Annotated in this window: 9 protein-coding genes; 8 read left to right on the top strand and 1 reads right to left on the bottom strand. The window is 49.2% G+C overall.

What is annotated here, in order from left to right; translation table 11 throughout:
• Window positions 1-2: 2 nt before the first annotated feature.
• The 5 genes from AC1DLM_RS19270 to AC1DLM_RS19250 are packed head-to-tail and all read left to right on the top strand — an operon-like array spanning window position 3 to window position 5,803.
• Entirely contained in the window at window positions 3-1,331 is a 1,329-nt protein-coding gene (locus AC1DLM_RS19270; RefSeq protein WP_441988387.1) for a M20 family metallopeptidase, read from the top strand.
• Window positions 1,328-2,818, top strand: coding sequence for a M81 family metallopeptidase (locus tag AC1DLM_RS19265; RefSeq protein WP_477570883.1), 1,491 nt, complete (start codon window positions 1,328-1,330; stop codon window positions 2,816-2,818). The genes AC1DLM_RS19270 and AC1DLM_RS19265 overlap by 4 nt, the downstream gene beginning before the upstream one ends.
• 18 nt (window positions 2,819-2,836) lie before the next feature.
• Window positions 2,837-4,150: an aspartate aminotransferase family protein gene (locus tag AC1DLM_RS19260; protein WP_441988389.1), complete on the top strand. Its 1,314-nt coding sequence runs from the start codon at window positions 2,837-2,839 to the stop codon at window positions 4,148-4,150.
• 55 nt (window positions 4,151-4,205) lie between these two features.
• The gene (locus AC1DLM_RS19255) at window positions 4,206-4,964 is read left to right on the top strand and encodes an SDR family NAD(P)-dependent oxidoreductase (protein ID WP_441988390.1); all 759 of its coding nucleotides are present in this window, start codon (window positions 4,206-4,208) and stop codon (window positions 4,962-4,964) included.
• A 47-nt stretch (window positions 4,965-5,011) separates the two neighbouring features.
• Window positions 5,012-5,803 (top strand): IclR family transcriptional regulator, encoded by a 792-nt coding sequence (locus AC1DLM_RS19250; RefSeq protein WP_441988391.1) that lies wholly within the window; start codon window positions 5,012-5,014, stop codon window positions 5,801-5,803.
• 180 nt (window positions 5,804-5,983) lie between these two features.
• Here the strand turns inward: AC1DLM_RS19250 and AC1DLM_RS19245 are convergent, their stop codons facing one another.
• Window positions 5,984-6,853, bottom strand: a complete 870-nt coding sequence (locus AC1DLM_RS19245) for an AraC family transcriptional regulator (protein ID WP_441988392.1) — start codon at window positions 6,851-6,853, stop codon at window positions 5,984-5,986.
• 240 nt (window positions 6,854-7,093) lie between these two features.
• On the opposite strand from AC1DLM_RS19245, the gene AC1DLM_RS19240 reads away from it, so the two are divergent.
• From AC1DLM_RS19240 to AC1DLM_RS19230, 3 genes are all read left to right on the top strand, one after another.
• Complete coding sequence (locus tag AC1DLM_RS19240; RefSeq protein WP_477570882.1) at window positions 7,094-11,398, top strand: DUF4838 domain-containing protein; 4,305 nt, start codon at window positions 7,094-7,096, stop codon at window positions 11,396-11,398.
• A gap of 592 nt (window positions 11,399-11,990) precedes the next feature.
• Window positions 11,991-12,200: a helix-turn-helix transcriptional regulator gene (locus AC1DLM_RS19235; protein WP_441988394.1), complete on the top strand. Its 210-nt coding sequence runs from the start codon at window positions 11,991-11,993 to the stop codon at window positions 12,198-12,200.
• Window positions 12,201-12,902: 702 nt separating this feature from the next.
• Window positions 12,903-14,363, top strand: a complete 1,461-nt coding sequence (locus AC1DLM_RS19230; protein WP_477570881.1) for a sulfatase family protein — start codon at window positions 12,903-12,905, stop codon at window positions 14,361-14,363.
• The last annotated feature ends 21 nt before the right edge of the window (window positions 14,364-14,384 follow it).

The raw sequence follows: 14,384 nt of genomic DNA, 5'->3' as shown, positions 1-14,384 counted from the left end.
GCGTGGAGCTTGAAACGTTATCCCGACGTATCGGCCAGTGGGTTCAAACGAATCGCGAAGAAGCGGTTGAACTTGCGCAATGCTTGGTCAGGATTGAAAGCGTGAATCATCCACCTCATGGAAACGAACGGGCCTTCCAGCACATGGTGGCCGAATGGCTGAGGTCGGAAGGTGCAGAAGTGGAAGTTTACGACATCCGTTCGGTGCCGGGGCTCGAGGCTCATCCTGGCTATATGCAGGGCCGGGATTATGCCGACAGACCTAACGTCGTCGGACGATTCCGGGGCGAGGGGGGAGGCAGGTCGCTGATGTTTTCAAGCCACGCAGATACGGTGCACGAAGGTAGAAAACCATGGCGGTTTCCTCCATTCAGCGGCGTGATTGAGAACGACAAGTTGTATGGACGCGGCGCATACGATATGAAAGGCGGCTTGGCCGCCTCGCTCATGGCGATCCGTTGCTTGCGCGATTTGGGCGTTAAGCTAAAGGGCGACGTCATCGCCGAAAGCGTCGTCGATGAAGAGTATGGCGGCTCCAATGGGGCGCTGGCTGCCCGGTTACATGGACCGGATGCGGATATGGCGATCATCCCGGAGCCAAGCAATTTGAAGCTGTACCCGGCCCACCTGGGGGGTGGTGCCTGGAAAGCAGCGTTCACAGGCAAGAACGGCATCGTCTTCAACGGCGAACAGATTGTCAACGCACTGGATGCTGCAGTTGACTTTGTTCGATTATTGCGGGAGTTCGGAGATCATTTGCGAAACCGCTATCCGGCGCCCGAGTTGTGGCGCAGCAGCAAGGAGGCGGAGGTCGCCACGCTTAAGATCGTGACCGGGGATCCGAATCGCGAAGTGACGGAAATGTCCGACACCGGCGAGGTGCGATTCTGGATCGAAGGCTATCCGGGGATGACCGGGGACGGGATCATCGGGGAGCTTTGGTCGTTTTACGAGTCCCGGCTTGACGCGTTCCCGATTCTTCGCTCATGCCGGCCCGTTATTACGCCGATGATTCGTTACCTCGAGGCGAGCGCTTTGCCGGATGACGAGCGAAGCCGGACTTTTCTTGAAGTCGCCGCATCTGCGGGGGAACGCTCGCTCGGGAAGCCTTGCGGCGAACCGATGGGAGCGCCTTTCACTTGCGACGCCTTTATGTTCAATCTGTATAGCAGCACGCCTGCGCTTGTTCTCGGTCCGACAGGCGGCAACGCGCATGCGCCTGACGAGTATTTGGACATTGACAGCTACTTGAGCCTTATTGCATGGTATGCGGAGCTGACGGCGGAATGGTGCGGAATTTGCGCAATGGCTGATAGGGAGGTTAAGGCATGATTACACAGGAATCGGTGCAGATCGCCGTCGCGGGCATTTTGCATGAAACCAATACGTTTGCGCCTGGGCTTACGGAATTGGCGAACTTCAAGGGAGAATGGGTCGCAGGGCGCGAGGCATTCTACGAACGCTACAGCGGTACCCGCACCTCCATGGGCGGTGTCATCGATGCGGCTGACCTTCATGGCATCGAGCTGAAGCCGGGGGTATATGCGGCGGCTACGCCCAGCGGGATGGTGAGCAGCGAAGCGGCGGATGAGCTGATCGATGCGGTTGTGGCATCGATTGACCCGGAAGCTTCCGGCCTCGTGCTCATTATGCACGGTGCGATGGCGTCCGAGCAGTATGGCGATCTGGAAGGCGAATGTCTGCGGAGAATCCGCGAAAAGCGCGGCGCCGCATTTCCAATCGCCATAACGATTGATCTTCACGGCAATGTTAGTCCCGCGATGGTGCGTCTTGCTGACGTAATCGTTGGCTACGATACGTATCCCCACATCGATATGCACGAGCGCGCAGAAGAGGCGTTCGGTCTTCTGGTGCGGATCATTCGCCGGGAGATTTCACCTGTGCGTTCTTATTCGCATACGGGCATGCTGGTCGTTCCCCAGGCGATGATGACTGAAGAGGGAAGCATGAAGTTGCTCATGGATCGGGCGTTTGACATGGAAACGAATCCCCATGTACTGAACGTGACGGTTGTCGGCGGATTTCCTTATTGCGATGTAGCGGATGCGGGTATGTCGTTCATCGTCACGACGGATGGCGATCAGGAGCTCGCTGAGCGTTGCGCCTCCGAGCTCGCGCAGATGGCGATCGGAATGAAAGACCTGTTCGAGATCGACCAAATGCCGCCGGCCAGCGCGGTTTCTGCGGCGCTGGCCGAGCCGCTGGGCCCGGTCATTCTCGCCGAGGGGTCCGATAATGTCGGCGGCGGCGCCCCTGCCGATGCGACGCATGTGCTGGCTTGCTTGACGAACGTTCAGCAGAAGGCACTAGTCGTCATCAGGGACGAGGCGGCCGTGCGCCGTGCGTTTGAGATCGGCATTGGCGCCACCTTCGAAGGCAAGGTCGGAGGAAAAAGCGATCGGCTGCATGGCGAACCCGTTATGGTGAACGGCAAGGTGCGGCTCTTGTTCGACGGGAAATATCGGCATATCGGTCCGTATATGACCGGCGGACGGGCGGACATGGGGAACACGGCAGTCGTCGAGTGTGGACAGTTGACGCTGGTGCTGACGGAGAAGCGGGCAGCGCCATGGGACTTGGGTCATGTCCGGAGCGTCGGCTTATGGCCGGAAGACTTCAAAATTATTGTCGTCAAATCGGCCATCGCTTGGCAAGCCGCGTTCGGCCGGTTCGCCAAACGCGTCATTCACGTCGATTCGCCTGGATGCTGCAGTGCGAATTTACGGCATTTCGAGTATCGTCAGGTGCGGAGACCGGCCTATCCGCTTGACGCAGAGCCGAATCTGATTCTTGATTGATCGAAGGAGGGACAAGAGATGTCCAGAAATTATGAAACATCACAACGGCTGTTGGCCGAATCCAAACGCTATTTGTCTGGAGGTGTGGCCTCCTCGCTGCGCAGCGCGATGAAGCCGACGCCCCTGTTTGCGGAGTCCGGCAGCGGGCCGCGCGTCCGAGATGTGGACGGCAATGCCTATATCGATTATCTGCTCGCTTATGGTCCGCTGATTCTCGGCCATGCTCATCCATCCTTGATGGAGGGTGTGGGCGAAGCGCTGCGTAACAGCGTCACGTATGGCTTGCAGCATAAGGGTGAGATCGAGCTCGCAAAGCTGCTGACGGAACTGCTTCCCTGCGCTGAACGGGTAGCGCTCAGCGGCTCAGGGACAGAGGCCGTCATGCTGGCGCTCCGTCTTGCGCGAGCTTACACGGGCAAACGGAAAGTTGTCCGCTTTCACGGCCATTACCACGGTTGGTCGGATGCGATTTTCACCTCGTTTCCAAGCGCAGATATGCGGCAATCCGCGGCAGCCGGCGCTGCCGACAGCCATATTGTTCCCGGTACTGGAGGGCAAAGCGAGCTCAGTCTGCAGGACATCATCTTGCTGCCTTGGAACGACGCTGAAGTGCTGGAAGCGGTGTTGCGGCAGGAAAAAGATGATATTGCGGCGGTCATCACGGAACCCGTGATGTGCAACTCTGGCTGCATCCATCCGAAGCCTGGCTATATGCAGCGGATGCGTGAATTGACCGACGAGCTTGGTATCGTCATGATTATGGATGAAGTGATTACCGGTTTCAGGCTCGGTCTCGGAGGGGCTCATGGCAAGTTTGGACTGATGCCGGATCTGGTCACGATCGGCAAGGCGATGGGGGGAGGCATCGCGATCAGCGGCGTGGCCGGAAAGGCAGACATTATGGCGCTGATCGAAGACGGAACCGTCAGCCATTTGGGCACGTTGAACGGCAACTGCGCGGCAACGGCGGCGGCGTTGGCAACGCTTGGCGAACTGGGCAAAAACGGCGGTTCGGTATACCAGCTGATGGAGCAAACGGCCGACAAGCTGGTGCAGGGCATCCGATCGCTTCTGGTCAAGCGAGGCATTCCCGGCTTGATCAACCAGGCAGGCCCCGTGTTCCACTTGATGTTTACGGATGAAACCAAGGTGGAAGATTTCGTCTCGTTCAACAAGCGGGATGCCTCTCGCTATGTCAGGTTCGCCGAGCGGTTGCTCGAGGAAGGCGTGCTTGTCCGTGCAAGCGGCTTATGGTATGTTTCGGCGTCACATGGCGAAGCGGAAGTTGAGTCGACGCTCGAGTCGGTCGATCGGGCGTTGGCAGGCTTGTAATTCGTGGATGTATGACAGGTCGGGTGCAAGAAGGAACAGAAGAGAGGTTAACGAGATGAGACTAAGCGGCAAAATTGCTTTGATAACGGGAGGCTCCGCGGGGATTGGCAAAGCGATTGCTGCCCGCTTCGGAGCTGAGGGAGCTTGCATTGCCATAACGGGGCGGGACAAGGAAACGCTGGAGCAGGCAGTTGCCGAAATCAAAGAGCAAGGCGGGGACGCCATTGCGATTTGCGGCGATGTGCAAAGGGCGGCCGATGTGGCGAACATGGTTCGGACGGTTCAGGATCAGTGGGGGACGATTGACGTGCTGGTCAACAATGCGGGAATCTGTCGCACCTCCCCTTTCCTGGACATCAGCGAAGAGGACTGGGAGCAGCACATGGCGATCAATCTGAAAGGCACGTTTCTCGTCGGTCAGGCTGTCGCGCGGGAGATGGTGAAACGCGGGCAAGGCGGCTCGATTATCAACATGTCGAGCGTAAACGGTCTTGCGGCGGAAGCGGATCAGGCGCACTACAACGCGACCAAAGGGGGCATCAACTTGCTCACCATGTCGATGGCGCTCGAACTGGCGCCGCTCGGCATACGCGTCAATGCCTTGTGCCCGGGAATGATCGAGACGCGGCTGACCAAGCCGCTGATCGATAACCCAGTTGCGCTCGGGCCGTACTTGCACACGATCCCGATGGGGCGCGTCGGACAGCCGGATGAAATCGCCGATGCGGCGCTGTTTCTCGCCTCCGGCGATTCGCGCTATATGACGGGCCATTGTCTGGTAGTTGATGGAGGGCAGTTCATTAAGTTATCCTAATAATGGACGATCAGACTCGCCCTAGGCGGTAGACGGAGGAACGAGCAATGAACAAGGAAGAGGAAGAGAAACAGGGACGCTATACGATCCAATCGATCGACAAAGCGCTGGATCTGCTCGAACTGCTGGCCGATCGCGGGTCCCTCAGCTTGATCGAATTGAATGAACTGCTGGAACAGCCCAAATCGTCGACATACCGGATTGTGCTTACGCTTGAGAACCGGGGATTCATCAGCCGCAGCGACGAGGATGGCAAGTATTGCCTCGGGTACAAGCAACTGATGCTGACGCGAAACTTGCTGGAGCGGAATACGCTCCGCTCGGCGGCTTTGCAGGAAATGAAGCGGTTGTCCGAACGGTACGGCGACACGGTCAATTTGGGAGTTTTGGTGGGGGGCAGCGTTCTCTATGTGGAAATTATCGAAAGTACACATGCGCTGCGCATGACGGATGCCATCGGATCACGGTCGCCGTTTCACGCCACGGCAATCGGCAAGGCGATTGCGGCATATTTGCCGCAGGGCGCCGTTCATGAGCTGGTAGCTTCATACGGACTGCCTGCCATGATGCCGAATACGATCGTATCGGAAGATAAGCTGTTCGCGGAGCTGGAACACATCCGCAAGATGGGCTACGCGCTTGACGATCAGGAAATGGTCGAAGGTGCCCGCTGTCTGGCGGCTCCTGTGTTCGATCTGCATGGCCATCCGCTTGGGGCGATCAGCCTATCCGGCGCTGCGCATCGCTTCGCAGCGGACAAGGTGCCTGAAATCGTCGTGCATCTGCGGGAAGCGGCTGCAGTCGCTTCCCGCAAGCTTGGATTTCTACAAGGGCCTTGACGGAAGTTCGGATAAATTTCATCGAAAATAGGCTTATTTCGTGTTCGCGATGTGGTAAAGCTATTTAAGGATGCCGGTGTAGCACGACCCGGATGGGAACGAGCGACGGGGCGGAATAAGAGTAATTAACGCGTAGAGCCGCTGTATACGGTCTACGCGTTTTTACGTCGTTCTTATAGATCAAATTCCTTTTCGAAATTGTAATGGTGTGTATCCATTTTTTTGTTTAAAAACTTTACTGAAATGCCCTACATCGTAAAATCCTATTAAACCGGCAACCTCCGTAATGCTAATGTTTGAATCCAATAGCAGTTGTTTGGCACGGTGCAAGCGAACATCGGTAACCATTTGCATAGGAGTCATCCCGAACAGCTTCTTAAATTCACGTAAAAAATGAAAGGAACTCATATTGGACTGACTGCTAATTTCCTCTAAATTTATTTTATTCGCATACTGTTTTTCTATGTAATCCACTGCTGGCTTCAACTTCGCGTATTGTTCAATATAGCGGACAGGACTTACATCTAAACTAATTTCAATAGCATACATGCGTAAAATGGATACGATAAATGAATAGATTTCCGAAATAATTAACAATTCATAGCCAATAAGCTTTGATGTATGTTCTTCATTTACCGTTTTGAACCCTTCATTTAATTTAGGCCAAAGTTTATGGGTAGGTTTATATTGGTTGCGGATTTTTCGATGTCCCAATAATAATGAAATCCATAGTTCTGTTTCCTGGTTTGCAATTGCGCGATATAGCAAAACTCGATCGAAGAGCATACCCTGGATCATAGGATCGACCTCTTCGTCTTTATTCATCACAGAATGAACTTGGCGACTGTTAAAAAAGAAAATATCGCCTTCTTCACCGATGTAAGTTAGTTCGTCGACTTTAACTTGAACGGAGCCTGAAACAACTTGAATGATTTCCAGTTGCTCGTGCCAATGCGGCAGGACGAGATAATTGTTATTCATTTGCTTTACTCGCGTTATTTTGAATGGGAATCGTTGGTTATAATCTATAGTCTGCTGTTGTGTTTCCATTTGATGGCCCCTCCTCTTTGCAAGCGCTTCCTCGGATACTATTGATTATACGCTATTTTTTATAAAGCCGATGATGAACAGCAATAATATACAAAAAGATAGCAAGATGCTTCGTAGATTTCCTCTACCCTCGATGGTAACTTTATAGGTAAGTTCGAGCAGAGGATTCGCATTAGCCAAGTGGATGGAGAACTTACTATGTTCGAAAGAAATCGATTTCTTTTTACGAGGAGGAGAATTATGTTGAAGCAAAAGTGGATGTTGTGGACGTTGGTTTTTGCCTTAGTTTTCACTTCAATGGCCGGGTTGACCAACACTACCACTGCGCAAGCGCCGGACAGTCTGACACGGAGTCAAATCAATCAGGTACAAACGTTGCTAGATTCCTTGATCGGATCAGGGGGTGTTCAGCACCCGCTGTCCAAGCAGCTCGATAACGCATTGCAACAAGCCAAGCATCAGTTAGAGAAAGGCTCGATTGCGCAGGCACGCAAGAAGATGGAAGATTTCCTGAAGCATCTTACCAACGAGGGTATGCAGAAAAATATAACCGAAGCCGCAAAAATCCAGTTGGAGAAAGCGGTTACAGCGGTGCTGGAAGGAGAAGTACCTGCTTCAAATCCGCCGCTATACATCGTCCATGACGGTCAAGCGAATGCGGTTATTGTAAAACCTGAACAGAGCGGCGCAGAAATTAATGAAGCAGCGAACGCGATGTCGGATTACATGGAGCGCTCTACAGGAGTTAAACTCCCGATCAATACCGTTGGTCAGCTTGGGAGTCTAAATTTGGAGCCATCGACAATCCTGCTGCGTATCGGGGAAGGCTCTTATCCCGAGGATCAAGCACTGGCTTCAGAAGTGGCAGCCCTGCATGCGGATGGCTTCATCATCGCTCCATCCGAGACGCAATTAATCATTACGAGCCCGACATCGGTCGGAACACGTAACGGCGTATATGCCTTTTTGGAGAAGTACGTAGGCGTTACATGGCTATTCCCAAGTGATGAGTGGACAGATGTACCACATTTGAATGAACTTGTGATACCGGTGGAACGCTGGAAGGACGAGCCAACTGCCTTCTCGTTGCGGCGATCCATGAATATGAGCGATGGCAATTATGGCGATGTTCGTTATAAGTGGCAACGTGAAAATCGTACACTATCTGCGTCAGAAATCAAACTTGGTCATAATATGTTTACCCTTTTCCCGGTTGCCAAATATGGAGATACGACAGCTTATCCGAACTTCTATCCGAATAATCGACCACCTGCTCCCGGCGCGTACACAGGTTGGCAGCCGTGCTTTAGCAACCCTGCAACAGTCCAGGTAGCGATCGAAAATATTAAGGAGTATTTCCGTAACAATCCCAATGAAATTTCCTTTTCTCTTGTTGTGAATGATTCTAATGGATTTTGTGAGATGAATCCTGCCCATCCCGGTTATCCTGCAAACCCTACAAAAAACTCAGTTGGTCTGCCGCATATGTCCGAGATTTATTATAAATGGGTGAATGATGTCGTTAGTGGCGTGGTAGCGGACCCTCTGTATGCCAATAAATGGTTTTCGGTATACGCCTATGAAGCCGTAATCGATCCACCTGCATTTCCTCTACATCCACAAGTTATTCCAGTTGTGACGAAAGATCGTCTAGCTTGGGTAGATGAGGAAGTGGAACAGAAGGGGAAGGCCCAGTTCGATGCTTGGAAAGAGAAGGCGACAACGCTAGGCTGGTATGATTATATGGAAAGCTTTGCCTACCATGCTCCACGCGTTTATCCGCATCTGGTGAAAGACTTATATGATTACGCTGTCGATCATGATGTGAAATTGCATCATTGGGACATGCATCCTGTATTAGGGGATGGGCCTCAGCCATGGATTATTGCCAAGCTAGGCTGGAACGAGAATCAAGACGTAGACGTATTGCTCGATCACTGGTATCAAGCAGCGGTTGGTTCGAAGGCAGCTGCGGATTTAAAGGCATACTTCGAGATGTGGGAGACATTTTGGCGAACAGATGCAAGAGCCTCCTCCTGGTTTCAATCCTCTAAGAATGATGTCTATCTGACGATGAGGAATAGTTCTTATTTATTACTCGCTCAAGATGAATTTTTACAGGGTCGGACTCTACTTGAATCTGTGTTAACCAAGGCGGAGACACCTGAGCAAAAGCTAAGGGCTGAACAGCTGTTACTTCAGTACGAATATTATGAGGCATCTGCTTATTCCTATCAAAGTCAGCGTCAAATCAATAAACCTGACAACGAAGTCGAGGCTTTAGCGATATTGAATGGGTTAGATAACACATTGGAAAGTCGCTTGTCTGCTTCCAAACGCAGAGCGGAGTTTATTCAAGAATTCAGCAAAAATCCAACGCTCAAATATCCAGTTAATCCTGTAACCTATAACGAAGTATGGACGGGGTGGAACGCAAATGAATTCTGGTACACGAAGGATTTTTTGAACTCATGTGTAACATGTAATGTATATAGCGAAATCATGCAAAAACTTCATGCCTTTCAACAAGATATTGCTCGTCCGAATCTTCGTGAATTTGCAAATTTGTTGAATCGTATCGATCTTAAAAATTCCTTAGCCGACAATGCCTCTTTCGAAGATGGTACAGCCACATGGAATTTGTGGAAACCTGATGGTACAGCAAATATCGCAGTCACGAATCAAAACGCAAACAGCGGGTTTAAGAGTTTAGTCTTCACAAATGCCAAACAAGCGGGTGTTTGGAAAAACATTGATGTCAAACCAGGATTGTTGGCAAGCTCTGTTAAATTTTTCACGCCTGCGGGTACAACGAGTCAAGGTACTGTGCAAATTGTGATTGAGCTCCATACAGAAAAAGGAAAGAGCACGTATTTCTCCAAAGCGATGACGTTAGCGGATTATGCAGGGGAATGGACAGAGGTTACCTTCTTCGATGAACTACCTGCCCAGATTGATGGATACGACATCAAGAATATTTTAATTAATACGCAAATTAAAAATGCAACAGATGCAACCGTTTATTTGGACGATATTGGCGTCTATCAAGTGGAGTATGGTGCGGGCGACTTGAAAAATGTGGTTTATAACTACATTAGCGGAGGAAAATTAACATCTACCCAAGCTGGAGCCATGCTGCAGGCGCTGGAAGAAGCCGAGAATGATTTTAATGAAAATAAAATCGAGTCCTATCTAAGCTCGTTGGCTCAATTTATTGCCGAAGCGAAAAGGCTTCTCCTTGATGGCGTGATGACGAAAGTTGATTTTGACAAGTTGGAGACGGAGGCGTATGCCTTAATTAATCGCTACCTTTCATTCGGTTCATTCGACAAGATAATCCGAGCAACGCATCCCGGCACTTTAAAAGTTCCTGTTACCATCACAAACAATAAACCGTATGCCTTATCTGTCGATTTAACAAGTGCTGCAACAAATGGATTGGCGCTTGTCTTTGAGAATCCTGTAACCGTGCCTGCTAATCAATCGGTTAGTGTAGAAGGAACATTGACGATTCCCAATCCATTAGCGGAAGATCATTATGTTATCGATGTAAAGTTGCAAATAGCCGGACAGGATGTATTAAGCACCCACATTGAGATCCTTTACAGTAAAAACTTACTGCTCAATCCCGGGTTCGAGCAAGTGACGAATTCGATCGCTACGGGTTGGCAAGGGACATGGACGACTGGGGAAGCCGCCGTTGCTTCAGGCAACTCTCATTCAGGCAACCGTGCATTAAAGTTAACAAAAGATAGCGGAAATACGCTGGTTAAACAACAAGTTAGTGTGATTGGCGGAGAAACCTACGATCTCTCAGCATGGTTAAAGAGTGAAGTTATCTCACCAGGCAAAACGCAAATAAAAGTGGAGCTTTATAAAGATGTTCTGGGAGTAGCTGGTTACGTTAGCGAATTCAATAGTCAGCCGTATTATAATGTTGCAGAGTGGCAAGAAGCGAAGATGCAGTTTAAAGTACCTGAGAATGCAAATATAGCCGTTATTTATTTACGTGTATTTGGCCCAGGTACGGCATATTTTGATGATGTGGTATTGGAGAAAGTAGAGAGGCCCCAAATCGTTAACTTGTTGACGAATCCCGGGTTCGAGCAAGTGACGAATTTGATCGCTACGGGTTGGCAAGGGACATGGACGACTGGGGAAACATCCGTTACTTCAGAAAAATCCCATTCAGGCAACAACGCATTAAAGTTAATAAAAGCAGCAGCTAGCGGAGGTACTCTGGTTAAACAGCAGCTTCCTGTGAACGGCGGGGAAACCTATGATCTTTCAGCATGGTTACAGAGTGAAGTTACTTCAGCAGGCAAAACGCAAATGAAAGTGGAGCTTTACAAGGATGTTCTTGGGGCAGCTGGTTACGTCAGCGAATTCAATAGTCAGCCGTATTATAATGTTGCAGAGTGGCAAGAGGCGAAGATGCAGTTTAAGGTACCTGAGAACGCCAATATAGCCGTTATTTACTTACGTGTATTTGGCCCGGGTACGGCATATTTTGATGATGTGATGTTGGCAAAAGTAAGCCAATGACTCCGGAATTCGAAGCATCGTCGTGGTTAGATGGCAGGAAACCAGAGATCATTCATTGAACTGTAATAGCTTATTAACGCGTAGCCGCTGTATACGGTCTACGCGTTGTTTGTGTTGTTCGAATAAATTATTTTGAACCCTAGCTTTAGGAGATCGCCACGAGCGTCGTAGTGCCTTTATGCGGTTTTAATCGTCAAGACTGACACTTAAGTTAGGGCTGGTGGTTTTTTGGGGATTCCCCCCTCCAATCAAAGCAGCCATCTTATTGTAATACCTCGGATTGTGGCTTGTGAATTCCCGGTGATGATATCGAAAGATGTTCTTGTTATTCGACACACATGAGGTCACAATAAGTGTTTACACGCATTTGCAAGTTTATTTTTTTCTTTTGTGATTATGTATACCATGAAGTTGCTGAATGACTCGGCGGAGTTCCTAACAAAGCAGAAAATTAAGAAGGATGACTTCTAGATGTAGAAAGAGTGGGGCACAACTAACTCGAAAGCAAAGTATTCTATGCAAAGAATACTTGTCATTTTGGACAAGATATGATTATTTTATATTTACATAATTTACATAGAGGTGAGTCAATGTGGGTGAGAAATTCGATTCAATTCTTGCTACAGCACGAAAAGAAATTGGCATGTCCCAGGAAGAGCTTGCCAGGAAGGCTAATGTAAGTCGAGAAACAATCCGCAGCATTGAAAAAGGAACGTCTATTCCAAATGTTTTATTAGCACTAGCTATAGCAGCCATAGTCGGTTTGGCAGTAGACAAATTATTTCGTAATAAAGGAGAGTGAGTTTGATGAATGTTAACACTATTTAAAACAGTTGCTTTAGTCGTAGGTATCATCACAGCAACGAATACAATTGCGCAAAACATTAAACAACTAAAAAGTAGCCTATAAGGAGCGTCGAATGTCTAATGAATAGACTTCAGCTTAGTTCAAGTACCCCTGACTTGGATTTTTCTCAAAAAAAAGCAAACATTCAAGCGGATTATTAAGGTAGCCAAAGGTGTAGGGACATAATGGGGACGAAATTTATCATAGTACATCCTAATTGAGCCAAATAGAACGGAATGCGAACAGTTAAAAACCTTATTTATCAAGGAAGATCAGATTTGATCGGAATATAACTTATACGAGTGTCCATCTTGAGGGGGTGGCGCTCACAAGGCGTGAGGGTTCAAATCCCTCCGACCGCATCCCAGTTTTACATGTAGGAAACCCTTACTTCGGTAAGGGTTTTTTCTGTTTTATGGTTGCTTTTTAATATCTCGATCCCTACTTGCCTTCACTGCTTATGGGCTAGTGGGGATTTTTATTGCCCTCGCTAAGAGGGTTATTTGTCGATTGTGAGATAGCAATTATTCATTATCTCCTGTGAGCCCCTTTGCAAAAAGGTTGAAAAATGTTCAACCTTATTTAGATTGAAAATTATGAATACAATAGATACATATTAATGAAAACCCTTACATCACGAGGAGGAGGATTATACGCATGAGAATGATTTACTTAGATATTGATTCGCTTCGTCCGGATCATATGAGCTGTTATGGCTATAAGAGGCAGACGACTCCGAATATCGATAAAATTGCATCGAAAGGAGTTAGATTTAACAGCTGCTATACAGCTTCATCGCCCTGTGTTCCATCAAGAGCGAGTTTTATGTCAGGTCGATTTGGTATTAACCATGGGGCATTGACACATTGGGGACCTGGCGGAGAGTTCCAATATCCAGATGGAGATGGACACAGCGAAGAGGTTCCTTTCTTTACAAGGTACCTGCGCAACGCTGGGTATAAAACAGTTACCTTCTCTACGTTTGGCGATCGGCATCATGCATGGTGGTATTTCGCAGGTTGGAACGAGGTGCATACGCACTCATTGAAGGAAGGCAACGAGAACGCTGATGAAGTAAATGGTGCCGTAATCCCATGGTTGAAACAACACGGCAAAGAAGAGAATTACTTCCTCCATATCCAATACTGGGACCCCCACACGTTCTACACGTACCCCATCGAGTACATGGAACGTTGGAAGGATGAACCGCTTAAAGAATTTCCGGATGAAGCGACGATCGCGAGTCAACAGCAAGATAGTTTCCCGCGTTCGGCTCAGTTCCTTCACTGGGGCAATAAATTTCCGGCAACAATGCCTGCACAGATTACGAACCGCGCTGATTTGAAGCATGCCATTGATGGTTATGACGGTGGCATCAGCTACATGGATAAGTATGTGGGTGAACTCTTGGATACGCTGAGAGAGCTCGGCATCGAAGATGATGTGTGCTTTATTATCAGTGCTGACCATGCAGAATCCATGGGTGAGCAAGGCATCTATCTTGAGCACGCAAGTGCTACAGAGGCTGTTCATCATATCCCTCTCATCATTAAAGTTCCTGGCGTTACTCAGCCTGGACAAGTTATTGATGGTTTCGTTTACAATGTTGACGTTATTGCCACTATAACGGATATGGTTGGATTGCAAATACCCGTGGGTTGGGATGGCAAGTCGTTTCTATCCACATTGAAAGGTGAGCACTGGCAAGGGCGTGATTATTTGGTTATGGATCACGCGCTATATGTATGTCAGCGAGCTGTGCGTGATGAGAAATGGTACTTCATCCGCACGTATCATCCAGGTCTCTACCTGCATTTTGATGAAGTGACCTTGTATGACATGGTTAATGATCCGAACCAATTGCGGAACGTGGCTGCTGATTATCCGGAGATCGTAAGAGAAATGGATCACAGGCTCTCTTCTTGGCAGCATGAACAGTMGCGGAAGCCGGGTTATAAAGTAGATCCGATGCAAAAGGTACTGGAAACCGGTCCATGGAAATACCTAAAACCAGAGGACTGGGTGCGAAGATTAGAGAAGGCTGGATGGCAAAGTGAAGCTTCTATAATCAGAAACCAATATAAGAGTGAGGCCCTGCAACCTGCCTATGACGGGTAGCTGTTGAATCAACTTAGAAGG

The organism is Paenibacillus sp. 01T442 (assembly GCF_056398345.1).
Note: the sequence above shows the minus strand (reverse complement) of the source record. Positions and strands in the feature narration are given on the sequence as shown.

Excerpts from the sequence above, each read along its gene's own strand:
- AC1DLM_RS19260 (WP_441988389.1), top strand. The coding sequence starts at position 2,837 with ATGTCCAGAAATTATGAAACATCACAACGGCTGTTGGCCGAATCCAAA.
- AC1DLM_RS19250 (WP_441988391.1), top strand. The coding sequence starts at position 5,012 with ATGAACAAGGAAGAGGAAGAGAAACAGGGACGCTATACGATCCAATCG.
- AC1DLM_RS19255 (WP_441988390.1), top strand. The coding sequence starts at position 4,206 with ATGAGACTAAGCGGCAAAATTGCTTTGATAACGGGAGGCTCCGCGGGG.
- AC1DLM_RS19245 (WP_441988392.1), bottom strand. The coding sequence starts at position 6,853 with ATGGAAACACAACAGCAGACTATAGATTATAACCAACGATTCCCATTC.
- AC1DLM_RS19240 (WP_477570882.1), top strand. The coding sequence starts at position 7,094 with ATGTTGAAGCAAAAGTGGATGTTGTGGACGTTGGTTTTTGCCTTAGTT.
- AC1DLM_RS19265 (WP_477570883.1), top strand. The coding sequence starts at position 1,328 with ATGATTACACAGGAATCGGTGCAGATCGCCGTCGCGGGCATTTTGCAT.